The sequence below is a fragment of the Neorhizobium alkalisoli genome, assembly GCF_007829835.1.
GTDB lineage: Bacteria > Pseudomonadota > Alphaproteobacteria > Rhizobiales > Rhizobiaceae > Neorhizobium.
This window is the reverse complement of sequence record NZ_VIWP01000011.1, coordinates 44,178-67,482: the sequence shown is the minus strand read 5'-3', so window position 1 is coordinate 67,482 and position 23,305 is coordinate 44,178. Positions and strand designations below refer to the sequence as shown.

The 23,305-nt window shown below is 59.0% G+C and carries 24 protein-coding genes and 1 pseudogene; 18 read left to right on the top strand and 7 right to left on the bottom strand.

Going from position 1 to position 23,305, the window contains the following annotated elements; all coding sequences use genetic code 11:
- Positions 1-15: 15 nt before the first annotated feature.
- From FHW37_RS27850 to FHW37_RS27840, 3 genes are all read left to right on the top strand, one after another.
- Positions 16-1,143: a hypothetical protein gene (locus tag FHW37_RS27850; RefSeq protein ID WP_145642396.1), complete on the top strand. Its 1,128-nt coding sequence runs from the start codon at positions 16-18 to the stop codon at positions 1,141-1,143.
- On the top strand, positions 1,140-2,288 hold the full coding sequence (locus tag FHW37_RS27845) for a caspase family protein (RefSeq protein WP_145642394.1): 1,149 nt from the start codon (positions 1,140-1,142) through the stop codon (positions 2,286-2,288). Before FHW37_RS27850 ends, FHW37_RS27845 begins: the two co-directional genes overlap by 4 nt.
- Positions 2,289-2,851: 563 nt before the next feature.
- Positions 2,852-3,619 carry a hypothetical protein gene (locus FHW37_RS27840; RefSeq protein WP_145642392.1) on the top strand — a complete coding sequence of 256 codons (768 nt, stop codon included), beginning with the start codon at positions 2,852-2,854 and terminating at the stop codon, positions 3,617-3,619.
- Between the two features lie 282 nt (positions 3,620-3,901).
- On the opposite strand, the gene FHW37_RS27835 is transcribed toward FHW37_RS27840, so the two are convergent.
- On the bottom strand, positions 3,902-4,648 hold the full coding sequence (locus FHW37_RS27835; RefSeq protein ID WP_145642390.1) for a pirin family protein: 747 nt from the start codon (positions 4,646-4,648) through the stop codon (positions 3,902-3,904).
- 63 nt (positions 4,649-4,711) lie between these two features.
- Complete coding sequence (locus FHW37_RS27830) at positions 4,712-5,287, bottom strand: isochorismatase family protein (protein ID WP_145642388.1); 576 nt, start codon at positions 5,285-5,287, stop codon at positions 4,712-4,714.
- A 139-nt stretch (positions 5,288-5,426) separates the two neighbouring features.
- Here FHW37_RS27830 and FHW37_RS27825 point away from each other — a divergent pair, with 139 nt between their 5' ends.
- A complete protein-coding gene (locus FHW37_RS27825; protein WP_145642386.1) occupies positions 5,427-6,311 on the top strand; it encodes a LysR family transcriptional regulator in 885 nt (294 codons plus the stop codon).
- Here the strand turns inward: FHW37_RS27825 and FHW37_RS27820 are convergent.
- A complete protein-coding gene (locus FHW37_RS27820) occupies positions 6,308-6,646 on the bottom strand; it encodes a winged helix-turn-helix transcriptional regulator (protein WP_145642383.1) in 339 nt (112 codons plus the stop codon). The two genes, FHW37_RS27825 and FHW37_RS27820, sit on opposite strands and share 4 nt — an antisense overlap.
- A 106-nt stretch (positions 6,647-6,752) precedes the next feature.
- Here FHW37_RS27820 and FHW37_RS27815 point away from each other — a divergent pair, with 106 nt between their 5' ends.
- Complete coding sequence (locus tag FHW37_RS27815; protein WP_145642381.1) at positions 6,753-7,748, top strand: NADPH:quinone reductase; 996 nt, start codon at positions 6,753-6,755, stop codon at positions 7,746-7,748.
- Between the two features lie 36 nt (positions 7,749-7,784).
- Here FHW37_RS27815 and FHW37_RS27810 read toward each other — a convergent pair whose 3' ends face one another.
- A complete protein-coding gene (locus tag FHW37_RS27810) occupies positions 7,785-9,200 on the bottom strand; it encodes an aldehyde dehydrogenase family protein (protein ID WP_145642378.1) in 1,416 nt (471 codons plus the stop codon).
- Between the two features lie 99 nt (positions 9,201-9,299).
- Here FHW37_RS27810 and FHW37_RS27805 point away from each other — a divergent pair, with 99 nt between their 5' ends.
- The 8 genes from FHW37_RS27805 to FHW37_RS27770 all read left to right on the top strand — a co-directional run bounded on the left by FHW37_RS27805 (position 9,300) and on the right by FHW37_RS27770 (position 16,943).
- A complete protein-coding gene (locus FHW37_RS27805; RefSeq protein ID WP_113237257.1) occupies positions 9,300-10,202 on the top strand; it encodes a LysR family transcriptional regulator in 903 nt (300 codons plus the stop codon).
- Positions 10,203-10,393: 191 nt separating this feature from the next.
- Complete coding sequence (locus FHW37_RS27800; RefSeq protein ID WP_113237236.1) at positions 10,394-11,005, top strand: glutathione S-transferase family protein; 612 nt, start codon at positions 10,394-10,396, stop codon at positions 11,003-11,005.
- Positions 11,006-11,064: 59 nt separating this feature from the next.
- Complete coding sequence (locus tag FHW37_RS27795; RefSeq protein WP_145642373.1) at positions 11,065-13,122, top strand: pyridoxamine 5'-phosphate oxidase family protein; 2,058 nt, start codon at positions 11,065-11,067, stop codon at positions 13,120-13,122.
- A gap of 125 nt (positions 13,123-13,247) precedes the next feature.
- A complete protein-coding gene (locus FHW37_RS27790; RefSeq protein WP_113237234.1) occupies positions 13,248-13,796 on the top strand; it encodes a carboxymuconolactone decarboxylase family protein in 549 nt (182 codons plus the stop codon).
- A 78-nt stretch (positions 13,797-13,874) separates the two neighbouring features.
- The gene (locus FHW37_RS27785; RefSeq protein ID WP_113237233.1) at positions 13,875-14,339 is read left to right on the top strand and encodes a DUF1348 family protein; all 465 of its coding nucleotides are present in this window, start codon (positions 13,875-13,877) and stop codon (positions 14,337-14,339) included.
- A 24-nt stretch (positions 14,340-14,363) separates the two neighbouring features.
- Positions 14,364-14,678, top strand: coding sequence for a hypothetical protein (locus FHW37_RS27780; RefSeq protein ID WP_113237232.1), 315 nt, complete (start codon positions 14,364-14,366; stop codon positions 14,676-14,678).
- Between the two features lie 66 nt (positions 14,679-14,744).
- Positions 14,745-15,635: a LysR family transcriptional regulator gene (locus tag FHW37_RS27775; RefSeq protein ID WP_113237231.1), complete on the top strand. Its 891-nt coding sequence runs from the start codon at positions 14,745-14,747 to the stop codon at positions 15,633-15,635.
- 336 nt (positions 15,636-15,971) lie between these two features.
- Complete coding sequence (locus FHW37_RS27770; RefSeq protein ID WP_113237230.1) at positions 15,972-16,943, top strand: alpha/beta fold hydrolase; 972 nt, start codon at positions 15,972-15,974, stop codon at positions 16,941-16,943.
- 200 nt (positions 16,944-17,143) lie between these two features.
- Here FHW37_RS27770 and FHW37_RS27765 read toward each other — a convergent pair whose 3' ends face one another.
- Positions 17,144-17,491 carry a winged helix-turn-helix transcriptional regulator gene (locus FHW37_RS27765; RefSeq protein WP_145642370.1) on the bottom strand — a complete coding sequence of 116 codons (348 nt, stop codon included), beginning with the start codon at positions 17,489-17,491 and terminating at the stop codon, positions 17,144-17,146.
- Positions 17,492-17,572: 81 nt separating this feature from the next.
- Here FHW37_RS27765 and FHW37_RS27760 point away from each other — a divergent pair, with 81 nt between their 5' ends.
- Together FHW37_RS27760 and FHW37_RS27755 are read left to right on the top strand one after the other, a co-directional pair.
- The gene (locus FHW37_RS27760; RefSeq protein WP_281407285.1) at positions 17,573-18,478 is read left to right on the top strand and encodes an SDR family oxidoreductase; all 906 of its coding nucleotides are present in this window, start codon (positions 17,573-17,575) and stop codon (positions 18,476-18,478) included.
- A 154-nt stretch (positions 18,479-18,632) separates the two neighbouring features.
- Positions 18,633-19,643: a DUF4118 domain-containing protein gene (locus FHW37_RS27755; protein ID WP_186458438.1), complete on the top strand. Its 1,011-nt coding sequence runs from the start codon at positions 18,633-18,635 to the stop codon at positions 19,641-19,643.
- On the opposite strand, the gene FHW37_RS27750 is transcribed toward FHW37_RS27755, so the two are convergent.
- Positions 19,631-19,873 (bottom strand): hypothetical protein, encoded by a 243-nt coding sequence (locus FHW37_RS27750; protein ID WP_246690953.1) that lies wholly within the window; start codon positions 19,871-19,873, stop codon positions 19,631-19,633. The two genes, FHW37_RS27755 and FHW37_RS27750, sit on opposite strands and share 13 nt — an antisense overlap.
- Before the next feature lie 252 nt (positions 19,874-20,125).
- Between FHW37_RS27750 and FHW37_RS27745 the strand changes: the two genes are divergently transcribed.
- Positions 20,126-20,665, top strand: coding sequence for a peroxiredoxin (locus FHW37_RS27745; RefSeq protein ID WP_145642364.1), 540 nt, complete (start codon positions 20,126-20,128; stop codon positions 20,663-20,665).
- Positions 20,666-20,727: 62 nt separating this feature from the next.
- Positions 20,728-21,746 (top strand): annotated as a pseudogene (locus FHW37_RS27740) (aldo/keto reductase).
- Positions 21,747-21,817: 71 nt separating this feature from the next.
- Here the strand turns inward: FHW37_RS27740 and FHW37_RS27735 are convergent.
- Complete coding sequence (locus tag FHW37_RS27735) at positions 21,818-22,318, bottom strand: hypothetical protein (protein ID WP_145642361.1); 501 nt, start codon at positions 22,316-22,318, stop codon at positions 21,818-21,820.
- Between the two features lie 200 nt (positions 22,319-22,518).
- Between FHW37_RS27735 and FHW37_RS27730 the strand changes: the two genes are divergently transcribed.
- Positions 22,519-23,304 (top strand): AraC family transcriptional regulator, encoded by a 786-nt coding sequence (locus FHW37_RS27730; protein ID WP_145642358.1) that lies wholly within the window; start codon positions 22,519-22,521, stop codon positions 23,302-23,304.
- Position 23,305 lies beyond the last annotated feature (1 nt).

The following is a 23,305-nucleotide window of genomic DNA, read 5'->3' as shown; positions in this document are numbered from 1 at the left end:
GGATTGGGGGCAATAATGGTCCAGGTAGTCTTCGTACACGGTGTTGCGAACAGGAAGAGTGATGAAGGCTTTGACGATAATGTCGTTGCCCGCGATCGCAGGTTTCAGCAAATCGCTTTCCAGTCCGAGGGAGCCAAAATCCGAAACCCATATTGGGGAGAATACGGCGCAGATCCGCAATGGAAACTGGCATCCGTGCCAAAGTTCACCGCGACCTATCAACCCCTGAATATCGGGGCTTCAGCAGGAAGTAACACGACCATTGTTGAGGCGGCAAAAAGTGACTTTCCGGCGGTGGTTGGCGCATTGTCGGTAGTGGCGCTCGCCCAGGCGAAGGCCGATCAGCTCGAAGCCGAAGAAAAATTCTGGGCCGCGGCGGCCCGGTACGCTTCGGGACAGCCTAATCCAGCTTGGCTGCCAACGGTCACGACCGATGCAGAATTCTACGAGCGATTGAGAAAAGAAGCGGAAGCCGGCGCTGCCATCCAAGGCCTTGGGATACTAGACAAGGTCAAGGCCGCCGCCGAGAAGCTCAAGGGCGGCGCCTCAAATCTGGTCAATGGTCCAATAGCCCGGGCGGGACGCGAAAAAATCACGCCAGGCCTTGCGATATTCATCGGCGACGTGTTCCGATATCTGCGCGAGGCGGATCCGCGCCAAAAAATACGTGAGGTCGTCTCGAACGACATCATCGCGGCCGCAAAAGATCTCAAGCAGGGCGAACCGCTTGTGCTGATTGGTCATAGCATGGGAGGCATCATTCTTTACGACCTTCTGTCTGATCCAGAGGCAGTCGCAGAGATGTCGGGGGCCATTGGGCGCGATCTCAAGGTCGATCTCTTCCTATCCGTCGGTTCACAAATCGCACTGTTTGAAGAGATGAAACTGTACAAGGCAAGCTCTACCGACTACTCCGCTGCGGGCAAGCGTGTTCCGTCGCCCGCGGTCGTGCAAGCCTGGTGGAACGCTTTTGATAAGATGGATGTGCTGTCGTTCGTCACCGAAACCGTGTTCGATGGCCCGAAGGATTTCTCGGTCGATACGGTCGCTGGCGTGCGTGATGCCCATGGCGCGTATTTCCTCAGCGCCATGTTCTATACGCGTCTCAACGTTCGCCTTAAAGAAGCTGGGTTGCTCAAGTGACAACAGTTTATTTGCGGCCACCTGCCGATCACCCACAGACCCACGTCTTCATTATAGGATGTGGGAGGTTTCCAAGCCTTCGCCCCGATGGCTCAGCAAATGCCGTCGCCACCACCGCCGGCGCGAGGGCGCTTGCGCGCATTCTAATCGATCAAGCAGACGCATTGGTAGCGCCACTGGGTTCGGTCGAAGTTCTGCTGTCCGATGCTACCGCTCAGCCTGGGCAAGATTTGCTGGGCATAGGCCTCCTGCAACATGATCCGCGGCCTGACGATCTAGTGTCGCCAGCAACCGAAGCCAATTACAGGACCGCCGGTGACTTATGGGTAGGCCGTTGCAGGCCCGGTGACCATATGTTCTTTTATATGGCCTCGCATGGCGTGGCCAACAGCGATGCGACTGCGGTTGGCGTGCTGGAGGATGTCAAAAGCGCCGCGCACCGTCCCTGGAGCCAATCCATCAATGTCACCCAGCTTGCGACAGCATTGCCAATCCTCGGGGCGGATGGCTGCTGGGTGTTCCTTGATGCTTGCCAAGAGGTCGTTCCCGAGATCCTGGAACAGGTCAATGGTGTGCAAAGCCAGCCTCTCATTACGTATAGCGTAACTGACTTGGCCAGGCGGCGGACAAGCTCTGTTGCATTGGCAGGTTCGCGCTTGGGAGGAACCGCGTGGGCGCCGACCGATGGCAATCCTCCGTTCTTCACGCAAGCACTGATCGAGGCGTTGCGTGGGGCTGGTGTGGAATTCTTTGCTGGTGAGGGCTGGATGGTGACCGGCTTGCAGATCCTGTTCAATCTGGATCACATCGCAAATGCGGCGCTGAACAATGCGGGTTTGCAGACAGAGTCCCTCACGCAATTCAATCGGAGAGTTAAGCTCCTCCGCGTCGCTGCACCGATGATCCCGGTGGTGGTCAGGACAGCTACGGAAAATCATATGTCCGTTGCCGTTTCTGTTACCGCTTCCGACGGCAACGGCCGGACGTACACGAAGGTTGGTAATGACCTTGCCTGGAGATTTCGCGTGGAGCCCGATCAGGCTGTCTTTACGGCGCAGGCGCAGTTTGCGGGTCCTCACCCTGTTTACCAGCCCGCTTCATTTATCGCCGCGCCGCCGGCGCAGATCGTGGAGCTGACCGAATGACCCAAGGCGAAACACATGTTGTTCGGCTAATCGGTTCAAGTCCCGTTCCTTATCGGTTTCAAATCGTGGGTCCACCGGACCGAGGTGTGTTGGCCGAGATCCTCAGCGACGCAAATGGGGAGGCGGAAGCGAGACTCGAGACGGGACGCTATGTTTGTTACGCCGAAAACCTCTCACGCGGCACAGCGGAGACAGCACAATTCGCGATCCTTGACGGCGATCCCAATGACCTGAGCGTCCGTGTTGGAAATGGGAGGCGAGGCGAGGGGCTGCTCTCGCAGAACCTTCGGCCCAGCCGAGCGACTGCCTACCGAGCACTTGGCTCCTTGAGTGGCGTAACGACAGATGATCCGGACCTTATTCCAGTCATCTCGCCCCGGTTCAACAACCTTCGCCTCCAGCTACCAATCTCCGCAACCCTAAACGATGCATTGGTCGGCACCCCGAAAAAAAGATTCTCGGTTGGTTTGTCTGTCGACACGACGCCTGGGAAACGTGGGGGATGGCGGGCTCTGAGAAGGAAACCTGATGTCCGTGTTCATTCGGATCCACAGAAACTGACATTGGAATTCAATCAGTCTATCGCTCCTGTTGGGGAAAAGGTCCGTATTAGCCTCAGCGTTGAAACCGAACGGGTCTGGCAGATTTATCTACCATTCTTCAGCAGCGGTCTGCGGGCGACGATTTGGTCCGCAGTAGCGGACTTTGGTCCAGAATTGACTCTGCAGGTGAGTGCTGTGGATCCCAGCCTCTCTCTCGTTCTCGCAAGCACCCTCGGATCCTACCCCAGTGGGATGGAGACCGTCTCGGGCTTCCGAGGTCGGGAAACGATGTTCCAGCCGCAGAAAGATCCTTGGGCAGCGATCGCTGTGGGCCTTTCTGCAGTTCGCGCCGGGGAACGCCTCGACGACGCCTTCGCCACACCTTGGCTGTGGTCGGCATTCGACAACGTTTCCGATGCGTATGTCCTTTGGGCCTGGGCAATCGCTGCGAAGGCAGAAAAGCCATCGTCGCAGATCGATGAGCGCTGCCTTCAAGCGCTCAAGAAAGCTAGAAAGCTTGGCCGCCCATACTTTTCGGCAACCGGCGAAATAATCGGCGAAATGCTGAATGCACTCGCACTTTCTTCAACGAGCGCGGACGTTCGATCTCAAGCGAAATCCGAGGCCAGGATCTGGTCAAACCGTGGCCGGGCAAAGATCAGGAACGGACCTTTCTATTCATGGGAGCGTTCTGGTGATAATCTGCGGAGTGGTATACTCCCAAGTGAAACCTATAGTGTTGTAGTATCGGGACATGTGACAACCAACCGGATCGATGTCGCTTCGTGAATGTTCGGTACGGTATCACCAGCGGCCGACACCTTCAATTTTGAGAAGATCGGCCGAGAAGCAAGCTCCGACACGAAAATCTTTATTTCCAACGCCTTAGTAATTTTTCAAGGGGGTCGACAATTCTAATCCTTTCAAGGCGTGTGTAGCGCGAAATTCTCGATACGGATGCCGAGCGGCGCGAGCCGCTGGTGCGAGGCCTTCGATAAGCCCCACACACGAACTTCGTTGAGGGTTCGACGCCAAAGACTGCCAGTGAGCAGTGACCGAGGCGCTTTTGGTCTAGGCGGGCCGCCTTTGGTTCCCGCTGAACATGCCGCCGCGATAGACGTCCGCCATAAGATCGAACGAGAACAGCACGACGTCGGCTTCAGCCAAAGCGGTAAGATGGCAATCACCCTCGGTCGTAAGGATGCTTTCGCCCTCCGAAATGACTTCGTTTCCCAAGGCCACCCTCCCGCTGTAGACGTAAAGCAGCATATTCTTTGCGAATTCGGCGGTCGGCAGCCGCAACTGAAGATTTTCACTGATGCGAGCGTCGAAGACCTCTACGTCGGATCTGACCGTCAGCGGGGCAGCCCTCGGTCCGGCGATCAGCCGCCAGTTATCGATGCTGGTCTCTTCTACAAATTCGTGGAACTGTACGATAGGCTCGAGGTCGGCTGCGCTGGGGCGCAGGAAAATCTGGAGTGCCCGCACTGGCTCCTTGCCGAGCATCAGTTCCTCATGCTGGAAAGTATGGCCGGCGTTCATCATCATGAAGTGCGTTTTGTCGAGTCTCTTCTCGTTACCCATCGTATCTCGATGAAGCATCTCGCCGCCGCGGATATAGGTCAGGATCTCGTCGTCCTTGTGCGGGTGCATACCGACGAGGTGACCCGGCTGCACCTGGGCGCGGTCGATCCTGCCAATCGGCCCGATGCCGCTATCGTCGGAAGTCAACGCCAGTCCAGGATACAGTATCTCGACCCCGAAGCCCTGCCTGAAATCGCCGCGCATCCGGCCTGAATGAATCTTGGTGATGGTCATGATTGCCTTCCTTCGATCCGGGCGCGGGCTCTGCCGCCCGCGCCGAACGCGCCTTTTGCGCGCTCAATGGTAGTTCAGGATGCCGACCAGCTTCTGACCGAGCGGACTCGTCCAGTCGACGGCGAGTTCGGAGATGATCTGGTCGACGGTGGTGATGATCGCGCCGGCCTTCTCCATGCGGCGCAGTGCGATGTCGTCGCCGTACTTGGTGTAGGAAGCGGAGGCGTCGGCGGAGACCTGAACCTCGTAGCCTTCGTCGAGCATCTGCAGAACCGGGAAGGTCACGCAGATTTCCGTTGTCACGCCGGCGACGAACAGCTTCTTGCGCCCGGTCGCCTTGACGGCTTGGTTGAAGCCGTCATGGTGCATGGCGTTGACGATGCCGGGACGCTTGACGCGGGCCTCGAACGCTTCCGGCAGGATGGCTTCCAGCTCCGGCAGCAGTGGCCCCTGGATCTGGTCTTCCATGCTGGAGGTCAGAATGGTCGGGATGTTTGCAGCCTTGGCGATACGGGCGAGCTTCAGCGCGTTCTGCTTGACAAGATTGATGTCGTGCGAGTGTGTCCAGGCCATCGTCCCGATCTGATGGTCGATCAGCAGCATGGCGGAGTTCTCGGGGGTGAATACGTCCTTATGCATTGTCGTGTTCCTTTTTCATGTCGGCGGCTGTTGGTGAAGTTCGTTGTGATCCGCTCGATGACTGGAATTTAGCGTTGCGATCGACGGTACGGTAGCTCTATGGTTGACCACTCTGTAGAACGAAAAATGGAACGCAAGAATGATCAGCTTTGAGGACATGCAGACCTTCGTCGAGGTGGCGGACGGCGGCGGGATCACGGTCGCAGCGCGACGTCTTGGGCTTCCGAAGTCGATCGTCAGCCGGCGGCTCGTCCGCCTCGAAAGCGAGCTCGGCGTCCAGCTTTTAGCGCGCACGACCAGAGGCGCGTCGCTCACAGAGGCGGGCGTCTCCTTCCGGGAGCACGCCGCGCGCATGTGCCTGGAGATGGACGTGGCCCGCGAAGAGATGCTGCCAACCGGAGAGCTGCGCGGACGGCTGCGCGTGGCGGTTCCTTCATCGTTCGGTCCCGGTCACTTCGCGCCGGCACTGGCCGAGCTCGCCCGCCGCCATCCGCTACTGCAGCTTCACGCGCATTACAGCGACCGATACGTGGACCTCGTCGCTGAAGGCTTCGACTGCGGGATCCGTGTTGGCTACCTGCAGGATTCGAACCTCACGGCGCGCAAGATCGGCGCCTTTGCGGCAGCCCTTTTTGCAAACCCGGAATATCTGCGGGTCCACGGCATTCCGAAGAAGCCGTCAGATCTTCTCGAACATCAGGCGATCCTTCAGGGCACGGAAAGCTGGAAGGTCTCGGACGGCACCAAGGCAGTTGTCGTCAACGGCCAAGGACGGTTCAAGGCGGACAGCGCTGCGGGTATCGCCGAAGGCACGGCAGCAGGGCTCGGCGTCGCGGCACTACCTGTCGTCATCGCGCAAAGCTACCTGGAAGCCGGAACCCTTGTGCCAATCATGTCGGACTATAGCCTGCCGGAAGTCGGCGTCTATATCGTGCGGCCGCCGGGATCGCACGTGTCCCGGAAAGTCAGGGTTCTGATCGACTTCTTTGTCGAGAGGTTTTCCGCGAACGCTCGCGCTACTTAACGCAAACAAGCCTCGGACTGTGAACGCCGCTTCTGGAAGGCTATGCCCCAGTCGCGCATGGCGATCAGCACGGGCGCGAGCGTCTGCCCGAAAGGCGTGAGCGAATACTCTACGCGTGGAGGAACTTCGGCGAAGACTTCGCGGTCGACGATGCCGTCGGCTTCGAGTTCGCGGAGCTGCATCGTCAGCGAACGCTGGCTCGGATCTCCGACCAGGCGGCGGAGCTCACCAAACCGGCGCGGACCGTCTAGCAGCCGGTAGATGATCATCGGCTTCCATTTTCCACCCGTGACATCGACGGTGGTTTCAACGGGGCATTTCTGGCCAGCAGTCAACGGGTTCTCCAATAGTGTACTTCCTATCCCTATAGGCAGAACTGTTGCCTACTTGCAAGTTTGTATGCGTCGCTCCTAGTTGGGGCAACTATTTTAGAGGTGCACGATGCGAGCTGCTTTTTACGATCGACAGGGGACTGCGCGGGATGTGCTGACGGTCGGAGACATACCCGATCCGCAGCCTGGCGCGGGAGACGTCCGGGTAAGGGTGGTCGCCTCCGGCATCAATCCTTCCGACATCAAGACGAGGACCGGATTTGGCGGCAAGGCGATGCCATTTCCGCGGATCGTGCCGCATCAGGACGGAGCGGGCGTCATCGATGCGGTCGGCCCCGGTGTGCCTGAGACGCGCATCGGCGAGCGGGTCTGGATCTACATGGCGCAATGGGGCAAAGCGTTCGGTACCGCAGCGGAATTCGTCGTCGTGCCTTCCGTGCAGGCGGTTACGCTGGCCGACAGCGTGTCCTTCGAGGTCGGGGCGTCGCTCGGCGTTCCGGCAATGACCGCGCATCGGTGTCTCTTCGCCGACGGGGACCTGAGGGGCAAGCGGGTTCTCGTGCAGGGAGGAGCTGGCGCCGTGGGCAATGCGGCAATCCTGCTTGCGAAATGGGCGGGAGCGTGGGTGGCGGCGACGGTGAGCCGCGAGGAGCAGGCTGAGGTCGCGCGCGCGGCGGGGGCTGACTTCGTTGTCAACAGGCACGAGGAGGATGTCGCTCAAACCGTGCGATCGGCGACCGGTGGCCACGGGGTCGATCGAATTGTCGATGTGGACATCTCCGCCAACATTGACGTGGCAGTCGCCTGTCTGGCGCGCGACGGCGTCGTCACGGCCTATTCGACGGAAACGCCGCAGGCCATGCTGACGACCCCCTTTTTCCCGGCGCTGCTGGGTGGCTTCTCGTTCCGTTTCGTCTACGTCTACTCCATGCCGGAAACCGCGATGAGGCAGGCAGCCGATGAGGTTTCGGCCTGCGGCGCCTCGGGGGCATATGCTCCACGAATTGCCAAAACATATGCCCTCGACGCCGTGGCCGAAGCACACGAATTGCAGGAGAGCGGGAAAGCTGTCGGTAAGATTCTGGTCCGATTGGGGAGCGGATGACGGGCGGAGTTCAAGCTCCGCTCGTCGTGGCTATAATCACGCAATGATAGCCTTTGGCTCCAGAAATGCCTCCAGGCCAAACACGCCGTATTCGCGACCGATGCCCGACTGCTTGAACCCGCCGAATGGAGCGAGAGGTTCATGGGGTGCACCGTTGATCACGACGCGTCCGCTGTCGAGCCGATCCGCAAGCGCCTGCATCCGGGAGGCGTCGGTGCCATGCAGATAGGCCTGCAGTCCGTAGGGAGTGTCGTTGGCGATCGACACGGCTTCGGCGTCGTCGCTGTAGGCGATAACCGACAGCACCGGCCCGAATATCTCCTCGCGCGCGATGCGCATCTGGTTGTCGACATTAGTGAATATGGTCGGCCTCGTGAACCAGCCGCGATCCAGTCCGGCCGGCCGGCCGAGCCCACCCGTCAGGAGGCTTGCACCCTCCTGCGTTCCCAGCTCGATATAGGACTGGACCCGATCGTACTGCTTACGGCTGACCATCGGCCCAATCATCGCGTCCGGATCGTCTGGCGCGCCGACCTTGAATGTTTCGATCTCCTGCTTCAGCTTGGTCAAAACGTCGTCGAGCCGATGGGCGGGAGCCAGGATGCGGGTGCCGGCGATGCAGGCCTGGCCGCTGTTGATGAACCCCATCCGCAGTACGGCGGGAATAGTTGCGTTCAGATCGGCATCGTCGAGAATGATGTTCGGTCCCTTGCCGCCAAGCTCCAGCGTCACGCGCTTGAAGGTGTCGGCACCACTTCGCAGGATTTCTCTGCCGACCGCCGTAGATCCGGTGAAGGTCACCTTCGCGATGTCCGGATGCCGGCTGAGTTCCGCGCCGACGACATTGCCGAGCCCGTTGACGATATTGAACACGCCCTTTGGCAAACCCGCTTCATGAAGGCACTCGGTGAGGATCTGCGTCTGTATAGCGCTCATCTCGCTGGGCTTGATGACGATGGTCGTGCCGGCGGCGATGGCGGTTGCGAGCTTCGAGGTGATGAAGCCGATATTGCTGTTCCACGGGGTGATGGCAGCGGCGACGCCGGAGGGCTGCATGACGACGCGGGCGCGGCCCATCTGTTGCTCGAAATCATAGTCCTTGAGGACATCCGCCATCGTCAGGAAGCTTGAAGCAGCATGCGGGATGGCGAACCGTGTGAAGGTTTGCGGAGCGCCGTATTCAAGCGCCATTGCTTCTGTCAGATCGGAGACGCGCGCGGCGACGGCTGCGTTCAAACCCTTAAGCGTCTCGATACGCTCGGCTTTTGTTGTTCGTGAGAACGCCGGGAAGGCGCGTTTCGCGGCGGCGATAGCCTCACGCGCATCTTCGAGGCCGCCAAGTCTGACCGTGCCGATCTTTTCCTCTGTCGACGGATTGTAGAGATCAGCGGTCTCCAATCCCTTCGGTGTGACGAAGCTTCCATCGATATACGCCTTGTCGATATTGAACATCTCAAACTCCTTTTGGCTGTTCCGTCATATCTGGCACTTCGACACTGTCCTGATAAGCTGGTGAAAAGCGCTCAGGCTGATAGGAGATTACGGACAATGATGCGTGGCTCGCTCGCAGAACTCGAAGCGGTTCTCGCTGTTTCATCCCAGGGCGGTTTCCGAGCCGCGGCTCGCGAGCTAGGGATGTCGTCGTCCTCGCTCAGCCAGCAGATCGCTGCGCTGGAGACGCGCATGGGCGTCAGATTGTTCAACCGGTCGACCCGGAGCGTAGTGCTGTCAGCCGCGGGGGAGCAGTTCGTCGCGAGCGTCGGTCCGGCGCTGGAGGCAATCCGCAGTGCCGTAGAACACGTTGACGAGCACCGGGCAGAAGCTACGGGAACCTTGCGCATTAACACGTCGGTGGGCGCGACCCGGATGATCCTCACTCCGCTGATCTTGGACTACATGCGGCGGAACCCGCAGATGTCGGTGGAGATCGTCACGGAAGGGGCGCTGGTCGACGTCAACGCCAAGGGCTTTGACGCCGGCATCAGGATCCGAGAGGCCGTTCCTCCCGACATGGTGGTCGTCCCGATTGGCGACAGCATCCGACCGGCCATAGTTGGGTCGTCCGATTACTTCCGCCGGCATGGAAAGCCGCAGGTCCCGGCAGATCTCGAAGACCACATGTGCATCCGTGCCCGAATGGCGAGCGGGACCATCTATCGCTGGGAGTTCGAGCGGCGAGGCGAGAGCTTTGCGCTCGACGTTCCAGGCAAGCTCGTGCTCGACGATAGCGACCTGATGCTCCGGGCTGCCTGCGACGGAGCCGGACTTGCCTATCTGAACGAATGGCAGGTCGGGGACGACGTTGCCGCCGGAAGGCTGGAGCAGGTCCTCTCAGATTGGACCCCGCCATATCCGGGACTGTGTCTCTACTATCCCGGCAGACGCAACATCCCGGCGAAGCTGCGCCGGTTTATCGACTTGATAAAGGAGCTGCGGGCAAAGGGAACGACGTAACCCGCTCTTCTGCTTGGACGAGGGCTCAACGGGATGGATGCGAAGTTCCGCCCGTCATCCTGACGCTACCGGACTATTCCGCTCAGCGTAACAGTCCAATGTCAAACATGGGTATTCAGCCGAACCATCGCGCGTTGCATCCTGCGTTCACGGATCTGGAATGGACCCGGCCTTCAATCAGGAGCGATCACATGAAACTTTATCACCATCCGCTGTCAGGTCACGCGCATCGCGCCCGGCTCTTCCTTTCGCTGATCGGGCTTCCCCACGAGCTGGTCGAGGTCGATCTGAAAGCTGGCGCGCACAAGCAGCCCGACTACCTTAAAATGAATCCCTTCGGTCAGGTCCCGGTCCTGGCGGATGGCGATGTCTTCATCTCTGATTCCAACGCGATCCTGGTTTACCTCGCCAAGAAATCGGCTGCGACGGAATGGCTTCCCGAAGATGCCAAAGGGGCCGCCGACGTTCAGCGGTGGCTTTCGGTTGCAGCCGGCGAGATTGCTTACGGTCCGGCAGCGGCGCGTCTGGTGACGGTCTTCGGCGCTAAGTTCAATCCCGAAGAGGTCATTGGCCGTGCACACACCATCCTCGGCCGGATCGAAAGCCAGCTGCACGGACGCGAATGGCTGGTGGGCAACCGCCCGACGATCGCCGACGTCGCGATCTACAGCTACGTCGCACGTGCCCCGGAGGGCAATGTCGACCTTAGCGCCTATCCCTCCGTCAACGCCTTTCTGGCTCGTGTCGAACAGCTCCCCGGTTTCGTCGACTTCGTCAAGACGCCCGTCGGTCTTGCCGCCTGAGCTTCGATAGGGCGTGCGATGCCTCGCACGCTCTTCGCCCCTTATTCTGGAGAACGCCGATGTCCATGAAGCTTTCGAAACTGCCGACTTGGCATGAAGGCGAGACCTTTATTCAGGAAAAGCTCGGCGTAAAGGAACGCATGGCCTCCGTCGGCCAGCGTGTCGTTCGCGATTTCATGCCGGACCAGCACCGGGACTTCTACGCCCAACTGCCGTTCATCGTTCTCGGGAGCGTCGATCAAGCCGGTGACGCCTGGGCGACTTTTGTCGAAGGCAATCCGGGCTTCATGTTGTCACCGTCCCCCGTCGTTTTAGATATAGCTGCGCACCGCGATCCGAGCGACCCGGCTAGTGAAGGATTGGCCGATGGCCTGCCGATTGGTCTCCTTGGCATCGAGATGCACACGCGTCGCCGCAACCGCATGAACGGTTTTGTCTCGACGATCGACGGTGGTTTTCGCGTCGATGTCGACCAGAGTTTTGGAAATTGCCCGCGCTACATTCAGCTGCGCGATTTTTCATTCGAACGCCAGCCGGGGACGTCTTTTCACGGTGCAGTCGAGGAGCTGCCGGCACTCGACGACCAGGCACGCGCGATCATTGAGGAAGCTGACGCGTTTTTCGTGGCGTCTTACGTCGATCGCGAAGACCGGCGCCAGGTGGATGTTTCCCACCGCGGCGGGAATGCCGGGTTTGTTCGTATCGGTGACGATGGCGTCCTGACGATCCCCGATTTCGACGGCAATCTCTTCTTCGCAACTCTCGGCAACATCCTACTGAACGGAAAGGCAGGACTGCTGTTCGTGGATTTCACCACCGGCGATATGCTGCAGATGACGGGGAAAGCCGAAGTCATCTTCGATTCGCCCGAGATCGCCGCCTTTCAGGGCGCGGAGCGTTTTTGGACATTCAAGCCGACACGGATCGTTCGTCGCCGTAATGCACTGGCGTTAAGATGGGGTTTTCAGAAGGACGGCTGGTCGCCGAGCTCCTTGATGACAGGCAGCTGGAGCCAAGCAGCCGACCGTCTCCGCGCCGCAGAGTTTGCTAACAGCTGGCGGCCAATGACCGTCACCGCAATTGTCGATGAAAGTGCGGCGATTAGGTCTTTCCATCTGCAGCCTGGTGATGGCGCAGGGCTGCTCCCTCACAACGCCGGTCAACATATCCCCATACGGCTAAAGCTACCCGGCGAAGAAAAGTCGATCATTCGCACTTACACACTCTCGGTCGCGCCCTCCGATGGGGTCTATCGCATCAGCGTCAAGCGAGACGGCCGGGTTTCGCAGTTCTTGCACGATACTGTTGTCGTCGGCGATGTCATCGAGGCCCGTGCGCCGGCCGGTGACTTCAAGATTGACGCACGCTCGATACGTCCGGCGGTTCTTCTGGCAGGCGGCGTCGGCATCACGCCGATGCTCGCGATGCTCCGTCATATTGTCTACGAAGGGCTGCGCAAGCAGCGTGTCCGTCCGGTCACTTTGTTCTACGCGGCTCGCTCCAAGGCTGATCGGCCGTTCGATAAAGAAATTGCCGAGCTCGTCGGAGCGACCAAGGGTGTTGTGCGCTTGGTCAGGGTCCTCGGCGACACGACGGATGCTGAAGAGGGCAGGGACTTCGATGCGGCCGGAAGGATCGATATGGCGATGCTGACGCGGTTTCTTCCCTTCAACGACTATGATTTTTATCTCTGTGGACCTCCCCAATTCACGCAAGGACTTTATGACGGGCTGCGGGCTCTTAACATTGCTGACGATCGTATCCAGGCTGAAGCTTTCGGTCCGTCGTCGCTGATCCGCACGGGGCAACCCGCACCAGCCGCGTTATCTTCCGCCGCGAAGCCTTCGGAAAAACCCGTACCCGTCGTGTTCACGAACTCCCTAAAAGAAGCAAGGTGGACACCGGGTTCCAGCACTCTGCTGGAGCTTGCAGAGGCACGCGGGCTCGAACCCGAATTCAGTTGTAGGGAGGGGAATTGCGGGACGTGTCGGACGAAGCTCGTCAAGGGCGCCGTCGCGTACGTCAAGCAACCAACGGCGAAGATCGACGCCGACGAAGTGCTCCTGTGCTGCGCTGTTCCTGCCGACCAGGAAAGCGGCCTGCAGCTCGCTGTCTAAGGGCCGATTGCTGCGTCCAGCGTAACGGTCCCTTGCTTCCTTTCGATGTTCAGCGATCGTCCCGACCGGATCATATTCAATCTCAAGAGAGCGACGTCTCTCCCAACCGAAAAAGGAGAAACACAATGTCACGCATTCCTACCCCGGCAACCATCAATGAGGCTCCAGAAGCCTCTCGTCCGATCCTCGAGACCATCCAGAAGCAGATCGGCTCCGTCCCGAACATCTTCCGTCTGGTTGCCAACAGCCCCGCCGCATTAACCGGATTGACGTCGCTCCAGGGCGCACTCGGCAAGGGCAAGCTGCCGCCGGCCACCCGCGAACGCATCGCACTCGCCATGGCTGAAGCCAACGGCTGTGACTATTGCCTGTCCGCCCACACCTTCACTGGCACGAAGTTCGCCAAGCTCGACGGGAGCGAAATCGCTGCCAACCGCAATGGCACTTCGAACGATCCCAAGGCGGCGGCCGCTGTCGAGTTCGCCAGGGCTCTGACAGTCGCTCGCGGGTCCGTCTCGTCAGCCGAAATCACCAAGGTTCGTGACGCCGGCTACAGCGATGCCGAGATTGTCGAGATCATCGCCCATGTGGCCCTCAATACCTTCACGAACTACGTGAACGAGGCCCTTGATACCGAGATCGACTTTCCCCGTATCGATCGCGCGGCTGCGTGACCAAACCCTCGAGAGCGGTGCAAGATGCGCCGTCTCTCGCCAACAAAGACAAACGCCATCTTGAGAGGAACTTGAAACATGTCCCGTCCCCCGCTTCCCCCATTCACCAGAGAGACTGCCATCGAGAAGGTCCGTCTTGCAGAGGATGGCTGGAATAGCCGCGATGCCGGCAAGGTGGCACTTGCCTATACGCTCGATACGCGCTGGCGTAACCGCGCCGAGTTCGCGAAGAATCGCGCCGAAGCTGAAGCATTCCTAACCCGCAAGTGGAACAGGGAGCTCGACTATCGCCTGATCAAGGAACTCTGGGCCTTCACCGACAATCGCATCGCTGTCCGATATGCCTATGAGTATCGCGACGACAGCGGTCAGTGGTTCCGCGCCTATGGCAACGAGAACTGGGAATTTGCCGAAGACGGCCTGATGCGGGAACGGCATGCCAGCATCAACGAGCACCCGATCGCTGAAGCGGATCGCAAGTTTCGTTGGCCGCTGGGGCGCCGGCCGGACGACCATCCTGGCCTGAGTGATTTCGGCTTTTAGACGGCTGATCAAGGAGATGGGAAAATGGCTAGCTCGTCGATTGATCCGCGGGTAAGGCTTTCAATAGAGCTGGCTCTCACGGGAACCAACGCGAGCAATACACTGCTTGCGAAACAAGAAGAAGCCGGTCGTGCACTTGGTATGACCGGCGCCGAAATGGACATGGCGCGTCGGGGCTCAAGCTTCGACTTCGAGACGTCGATCGCAATATCCCTTGCATTGAACGCTTGTCAGGAAACGCACCAGCGCGCACTGCGCGCCGGTCTTTCCGAGGAAGCCTCTGCGGAAATAGAGCGCATCTCGCAGGCTTGCCGTTCGCCAATCATGATCCTCTGTTAGAGGCTCTTGAGGCTTCTGTTCCGAGCCCTTAGGGTCTTGGAAACGCAAGTGCTTTGGGGGGGATGGATGGATCGCTGGCAGGCAATGAGGATCTTTGTGAAGGTCGCGGAAACTGAAAGTTTCGCGGATACCGCGCGCCAGATGTTCATGAGCGCACCGGCTGTCACGCGTGCGGTTTCGTCACTCGAAGACCTGATTGGAGCGCGCCTCTTGGTGCGGACCACCCGCTCGGTGAAGATGACCGAAGCGGGGGTTCGCTATTTTGAAGACTGTCGCCGGATCCTTGCCGATATTGCTGAAGCAGAGGCGGCTGCCGGCGGTTCCTACGCGACGCCGACGGGAACCCTGTCCATAACCGCGTCCGCGCTGTTCGGGCAGATGTACGTTCTTCCGGTCGTGACGGATTACCTTGATACCTATCCCACGATGAAAGCGAAGACGCTGTTCATCGACCGACCAGTTAATATCGTAGAGGAAGGGATCGACGTTGCCGTGCGTATCGGCCATCTCCCCGACTCTAATCTCTCTGCTGTGAAAGTCGGGACGGTCCGTCGCGTCATGTGTGGTTCTCCCAAGTATTTTGAGCGCTTTGGTGTTCCAAAATCGCCAGCCGATCTCAAAGACCACCGTATCGCGGCTTCCACGGCAGCCTGGGCTTCACCAGAGTGGAAGTTTGGCGACGATCTGCGAGTATCCGTGGATGCGGCTTTACAATGCAACACCAACGAAGCAGCGATCCAGTCGGCACGCGAGGGGTGGGGTCTGACAAGAGTGCTCAACTACCAGATCGGCCCAGCTCTCGTTGCTGGAGAGCTGCAGATCATCCTCAGCGAATTCGAGGAACCGCCTTTGCCCATACACATCCTCCATCCGGAGGGTCGGCACGCTCCAGCAAAGGTGCGCGCCTTCGTCGATATGGCTGCGGCAAGGCTGCGCGAGAACCGCCTTCTCAACTAGCCCCTCGATATCACCGAGCTAGGCCTAAGCTTTTGGAGCGAACTGCGTTCGCTCCCCCGTCTCGTTGGGTGGCACCGCCGCTCGGGTAGACAATTATCCCTGTTTCTGAACGCGATGGTCACACCGTAAGTCGATCCCCTGAGCTACGATCCTGCGGACAGCTTACCACGCCGACGCCACCGTAGCGGCTCATCCAAATGGTCGCTGTTTTTACTGTATTCATATCACCAGACGCAATAATCCCTTGTCGAATACGAACATTCTCCTTCCGGGCTGAAAGAGCGATGTTGGCTCCAGGCAACAAGCCGCCCACAACCGTTCCTGAGGAGAAACACCATGTCCCGTACTCTTGCCGCTGTACTTTTCGCATCCGCCAGCATCTTTATTACCACGCCCGCAAACGTAGTCTTCGCCGAAACGCCGGCGATCGCCCAGCAGGCATCTGCTACGATTCACTATCGCTCCACGAAAATCGACGGCGTCAACGTCTTCTATCGCGAAGCTGGACCGGCCGACGGTCCGGTCGTCGTCCTGCTTCACGGCTTCCCGACATCGTCACACATGTTCCGCAACCTGATCCCGCTGCTCGCTGACCGTTACCGCGTCATCGCCCCTGATTATCCGGGCTTCGGTCAGAGCGATGCCCCCGATCACACCAAATTCGAGTATTCCTTCGGCCACTATGCCGATATCGTCGACACGTTGCTGACCAAACTCGGTGCTGCCAAATATTCGATGTATCTCATGGATTATGGCGCACCCATTGGCTACCGGCTAGCGCTCAAGCACCCGGATCGCGTCACCGGAATGATCGTCCAGAACGGCAATGCATATGACGAAGGCATCCGGGATTTCTGGAACCCGATCCGCGCCTATTGGAAGTCGGGGGCAACCAAGGACCGGGAAGCGCTCTCGGTGCTCGTCGCACCCGAGACGACCAAGTTCCAGTATACCGATGGCGTCAAGGATCTGACGCGCATCAGCCCCGACAACTGGGTGCACGACCAGGCGCTGCTCGACCGGCCGGGGAACAAGGATATCCAGCTCGATCTGTTCTACGATTACCGCACCAACCTACCGCTCTATCCGCAGTTCCAGGCATTCTTCCGCGACCGGAAGCCCCCGACGCTGATCGTCTGGGGCAAGAACGACAAGATCTTCCCAGAAGAGGGCGCGCATCCCTATCTTCGCGATCTTCCCGATGCAGAGTTCCATCTCCTTGATACAGGCCACTTTGCGCTTGAAGACAAGCTGGACGAGATGGCTCCGCTGATCAGGAGTTTCCTCGATCGCAAGATCGCCAAATGAAAGCGGAGTGAGGCTTCCGCACCGGCTGAAAAAGGTTCAGGAAGCCTCCTCCAAGCCTCTCTTTGTGGGCCAGCCATTTACTCCGATCGCCTGCCGCATCTCTCCTCCCGCGGCAGGCATTTTTAGATGGAAATGTTGGTCATCATTACCGTCGGCTCTCGTTTGGCAATCGCAGGCACACGTCGGCGGTTCGAGTCCCTTCAAGAGCTCGTATCGCGCAGCAGGAGACGGGTCCCGACTTCGACGATGGACCTGATCGCGGGGAGCAATTCTTTTCCCAATTCAGACAACTCATATTCCACTGTCGGCGGGGATGTCGGCATCACTGTGCGCGTGAGGACGCCGCGCTGTTCCAGATCCCGCAGCCTGCTCGTCATGACCTTCGCCGAAATAAATGGACTATCCCGGCGCAATTCCGAGAACCGGCGTGGGCCTTCGCTCAGAGACCAGAGTACCTCCGGCGTCCAGCAACCGCCGAGCAGATCCATGCACTTCGACATTGGACAGCCGGGGAGCGCCGTCGCTTTCTTCCGCAATTTGAGAACCATCACGCTTCCTCGGTCGGCAGTTTCCAGTTGGTTACCTGAAAGTGGATGTTACCACAAGATACGTGGTTTCCATTGGTAACGATGGTCGATATTCAGAGGATCTTCCTTCCCAACCAAGAAAAGGACTGGCCTATGTACGCAGTAACTGGAGCAACAGGACAACTCGGCCGCCTCGTGATCGAGGCGTTGTTGAAGACCATTCCGGCAGACCGGATCGTCGCAGCTGTGCGAGACCCGGAAAAGGGTAAGGATCTCGCCCAGCACGGCGTGATCGTGCGTGAAGCTGACTATAGCCGCCCCGAGACGCTCGGCCCAGCGTTTGCCGGAGTCGAGAAGCTGCTGCTGATTTCCTCGACCGAGGTCGTTGGCCGCCTGCCGCGTCATCGGGCTGTGATCGACGCGGCCACGCAGGCGGGCGTTTCGCTGATCGCCTACACAAGCATGCTTCATGCTGGCACCTCGCCAGCGATGCTTGCGGACGAGCATCGCCAGACGGAGGAGGTGATCGCCGCTTCCGGCCTGCCTGCTGTTATCTTGCGAAACGGCTGGTATACAGAGAACCATCTGATGGCGTTTCCCATGGCGCTTGAGTACGGCGCCTTCGTCGGCGCCGCAAAAGACGGCCGTTTCTCGTCCGCAGCACGGCAGGATTACGCCGAGGCTGCAGCCATGGTGTTGGCGAGCGAAGGTCACGCCGGAAAGACGTATGAGCTTGCAGCCGACCAGGCCTACTCCCTTGCCGAGCTGGCCGCAGAAGTCTCGCGACAGTCGGGCAAGAGTGTCGTTTACAACGATCTTTCCGAGGCCGCTTATCGCGAAGTGCTGACAAGCGCCGGGTTGCCGTCCGATCTCGCGGGCCTTCTCGCGGACGCCGACGTTGCGGCGTCATGCGGGGCGCTGTTCGACGACAGCGGCGCCCTCGGTCGGCTGATTGGTCGTCCGACCACGCTCTTGCAGAGCATGGTCGCTGCAGCCTTTCGAGACTGAGCCAGCGCCGCGACGACAGTTACATTGCCACCTTATGCCGACGCTCTGTATTTGGGGCTTCGCACCCGCCCTAAGTGGTAAGTGGCGGGTGCTCTGCTCGATCTGGAAACACCCAGAACCTGGTGGTAGGTTGTCGGTGAAAGGAGCTCTACCAATGCTCCAGCATCGTCTTCTGGAATTGGAATATCGCTACCCCACGATCTATCGCGCCCTCGTTGTTGCCGGATGCATCGGGATGGCCGCTGCGGTACGCGCGCTAATCGATCCTGTCGTCGCAGGCGTGCCATTCATCACCTTCTTTCCGGCAGTGGCCGTGACCGCCTATCTTGCCGGTTTGCGTGCCGGCGCGATCACGATGATCGCCGGCGGACTGCTCGCCCTATACTTCTGGGTTCCGCCTTTCGGATCGTTTGCTTTAGAGCTTTCATCCCTGGTCACCGTCGCCGTCTATGTGCTGCTGTCCGGCTTGATCCTCGCCCTCATTCACCGCCTGCGGACCGCTCTTGCAAGAGCGAACGCCGCGGAAAGAAGGTCGAGCCTCTATGCCCGAGAAATGGTCCATCGAACATCGAACCTGGTGAGCCTCGTTCAGGCAGTGGCGAGCATGACCTTTAAGAACGACGGATGTCCAGAGGAACAGCGGCGGCTGTTCAACGAAAGGCTTGTAGCGCTCGGAAAGGCCCTCGCTTCGCCGATGAGCGACGCGGGAGCACAGGATGTCTATGAGCTGCTGAGGGCGGTGCTTCTGCCATTCGGGGATCACATCCACATAAGCGGACGTCCCGCCGCGGTGACGGGGGAGACTGCAGCCAGCCTGGCGCTGATCTACCACGAACTGGCGACCAATGCCGTAAAATACGGCGCGCTGAGCGTCGAAGGCGGGAAGGTTAATCTCGTCGGGACGATCGAAGGCGAAGACCTTTTGCTCGAATGGCGAGAGACTGGAGGCCCGGCGGTCGATCCTAGCCCCGAGCGTCGCGGCTTCGGAAGCCGGCTCCTGACACGCTCATTGTCACGCGAGGCGGGAGCCGTTGAGGTAACGTTCGAACCACGGGGGCTGGTCGCTAGTGTAACGATCGAGGCTGCGCGGCTTGTGCAGGCAGAACCGTCGGGAGCCGCTGACCGTACCCAGGTTGCCCGGCCGATCGCTGCTCAGCAGCGATAATCCTCCAGGCGCGGCGCATCGCCCGGTTTACCGGACCTAATCCATTCGACCTTGCCCTGCAGAAAATTCAAGGCCGCATCCAGCGCCTCCTTGCGTAGCCGGAGCCTTTCGATCTGGGTCTGCAAGACGGCGACCGTCCGCTCCGGGGAATGCTCGCCCGCCTGGTATTCTTCGTTGAGCGCGAGGATTTCTCCAAGCGTATAACCGAGCGTTTGCTGAAGCTTGATCATCCGGGCGGCCGTCACATCCTGCAAGCTGAAGACTTGATGGGGGTTCGATCCGCCCTTGAGGCCACGGTCAGGCTTTAAAAGCCCTTTGGCAACTTTGCTGGCGGCTCCTGCTCTTTTGGCCGGATTTCCTGATAACCTGGCCTAATCTCTGGATTTGACACACGAGCAACCTGCTATTTCCAGGGTCGCGTCCCGATGGCCGGTGGGCGCGCAGTGGAAGCTTAGATTGATCCGATCGCAGGAGCTGTAGCAATGCACGCAGGAAGACAAATTCCCCAGGTCATCTTCAAGACGCGCTTCCGCGACGATAAGGTCGAAGGTCCTAATCCCTTCCGCTGGCAGGATATGACGACCGCCGATTATTACGCCGGAAAACGCGTGATCGTCTTTTCGTTGCCCGGCGCGTTCACGCCGACGTGCTCAACCTATCAGCTTCCCGATTTCGAAAAGCTAGCTCCCCAGTTTAAGGGTCTGGGAATCGAGGAGATCTACTGCGTTTCGGTGAACGACGCCTTCGTAATGAACGCCTGGGGCAAGTCTCAGAACCTTTTGAATATAAAGCTCATCCCGGACGGCTCCGCGGAATTTACCCGCAAGATGGGCATGCTTGTCGCCAAAGATAATCTCGGCTTCGGGATGCGGTCGTGGCGCTATGCGGCGACTGTCAATGATTGTATTGTAGAGGAATGGTTCGAAGAGGACGGATATTGCGACAACTGCGCAGAGGATCCGTACGGGGTATCTGACCCTAACAATATTCTTTCGAATTTGAAGACGAAAGTCGCCGCCTGAGCAGACTCTATTGCGAGTTGAGCATCGGTTCGCATCGTGATCATTTACCGAAAAGGCTTGTCATGGAATACAGACGCTTCGGCCGCTCTGGCCTTCGAGTACCCGCCCTCAGCTTCGGAACAGCAACGTTTGGAGGAGGGAACGATTTTTTCAAAGCGTGGGGATCAACAGACAGCAACGGTGCGGCGCGGCTTATTGACGTTTGTCTCGATCATGGCGTCTCTTTATTTGACAGCGCCGATGCCTATTCCGGCGGACTGGCCGAGACGATTCTGGGCGAGGCCATCAAGGGGAAGCGGGACCGCGTACTCATCTCGACCAAGGCGACCTTCCGAGTAGGTGACGGGCCGAACGATTACGGGTCCTGAGGCAGCATCTCTTGGATGCCGTCGATGGCGCTCTGAAAAGGCTCGGGACGGACTATATCGACCTGTTCCAACTTCACGGCCAGGACTATAATACGCCGTTGGACGAAACTCTCTCGACCCTTGACCAGCTCGTGAGGTCGGGAAAAATCCGATACACGGGCTGCTCGAATTTCTCCGGCTGGCACCTGATGAGATCGCTCTCTGTGTCTGACCGATACGGTTACCCGCGTCACGTCTCGCATCAGGTCTACTATTCGCTCCTCAATCGCGATTACGAGTGGGATCTCATGCCGTTGGGGCAAGTTGAAGGTGTCGGCTCGATGATCTGGTCACCGCTCGGATGGGGCAAGCTGACAGGTAAAATCCGGCGCGACCGCCCGGCGCAGCCTGGAACCAGAGCATTCGAGATCGCCGGGGCGGGCCCGAGATATGAAGACGCGCATCTTTTTCGGATCATCGACGCCCTTGATGAGATCTCTGAAAAGACCGGAAAGACCATTCCACAGGTCGCTCTGAACTGGCTCCTGCAAAAGCCGTCCGTCGCGAATGTGATTATTGGAGCCCGCTCGGAAGGGCAGCTCATCGAAAACATCGGCGCTGTTGACTGGAGCCTGACGGCAGAGCAGGTCGCCAAGCTCGACACAGCCAGCGATCTGCCTCCGGCCTATCCCGTCTGGCATCAGCGAAACTTCCCCGAACTCAAGGAATTTTAGGCTTATTGTGCGCCTTTCGGGTGATCTTCAACAGTGAAACGGGGCGCCCGCTTCGGCAACAGCCAAACACTTCAGTACTCGTAGATCTGCTTGAGTGCGAGAATGCGCAGAGCTTCCGCCGCAACACTTCGCTTGGAAAGCAAATGACGCGCGAGGTCAACGGCGTTTTCTTCGCTCTCGACAACATGCTGCGACACGCCGAACATTCGCTTCGATCCACTAACCCGTCGTTCAAGATCAGCTCTCAGCCTCCTATCAGGTTCGATGCTGATGACGCCCTTGCAGTAGAGCGAAAGCCCAGGCTTATTCTCCTTCATCCAGATGACGCGCCGGGCCCAATCCTCTCGACTCTCGGGGCGTTCACAGCTGGGAATCAGGATGACGAATGGTGCCCTCTTCGCCAGGAGGCTTTCCATCTCGAGCGTCCAGCGCTCGGCATATCCTCCCTGCGCCAGTTCTGTCGCGAACACTATTATGGGGAAGGTAGAAACGCGGTGAAGGACAAATGGGGCTCTGATGACTTCCTCCCCATCGATACCTTCCATGAGAGTGGGTACCATCTTGCGTGTCATTTGCGTCCCATCCTCGATCATGACCTATTCGATCGAACAGCTGCCGTCGGCGCTTATTCGATAGATTCGCGTCTCACGCCCTTTTCCAAGGTCTCTCTGCAAGGACGACTACCAAATTTGCTGATGTTCGGATTTCGTGATATGGCCATACAATAACGATTATCGGCCAATTTGCCCTCGGTGAGTTCGCGGGGTCTGGAATGCTTCTGTTCAACCGCATTGAGGATTTCCAAGGCGCGGATTCCCTCGCAAGGGACATCTCGGCTGTCGCCTTTGACCTTGATACGGACGTGCTCGAACAGGCTCCGCATTCGCATCGAAAGGCGCAGCTTCTCTATACCACCAAAGGCGTCGTCACTGTGCACGCCGCGCATGGTTTGTGGGTCGCACCTCCCAACTGCGCTGTCTGGGTGCCGGGAGGCGTGACGCATTCCTCGAGTGGTGTCGGCAAACTTGAGATCCGATGCCTTTTCATCGAGCCGGCCAGCGCGCCTGACATGCCGGCGGATTGCTGCATCATCTCGGTGCCACCGCTGCTGCGGGAGATGTTTGCTCGCTTCGAGAAAATGCCGCCGCTCTATCCGCTCGGTGCAAGCCGGGAAAATCGCTTTATCCAGGTCATGGTTGACGAGCTGACCCATGCTCGACGCGAACCACTCTACCTGCCGATGCCGAAGGTTCTGCGTCTGAGGAAACTCGCGGACCTGATCGCGCTTGACCCGTCTCTTCGATCCACAATCGAAGATTGGAGCGAGCGGATCGGAGCAAGCCCCAGGACCCTCACGAGGCGCTTCAAAGAAGAGACAGGCCTCTCGTTTGGCAAATGGCGTCGACAGCTCCAGCTGTCACTTGCACTCCAGTGGCTTGCCGAGGGTCAATCAGTCACCAACATCGCGATTGATCTTGGCTACGAGAACACCAGCGCGTTCATTACGATGTTCAAGCAAGCGCTCGGACAGACACCAGCGCGCTATTTTGCGGACTGAA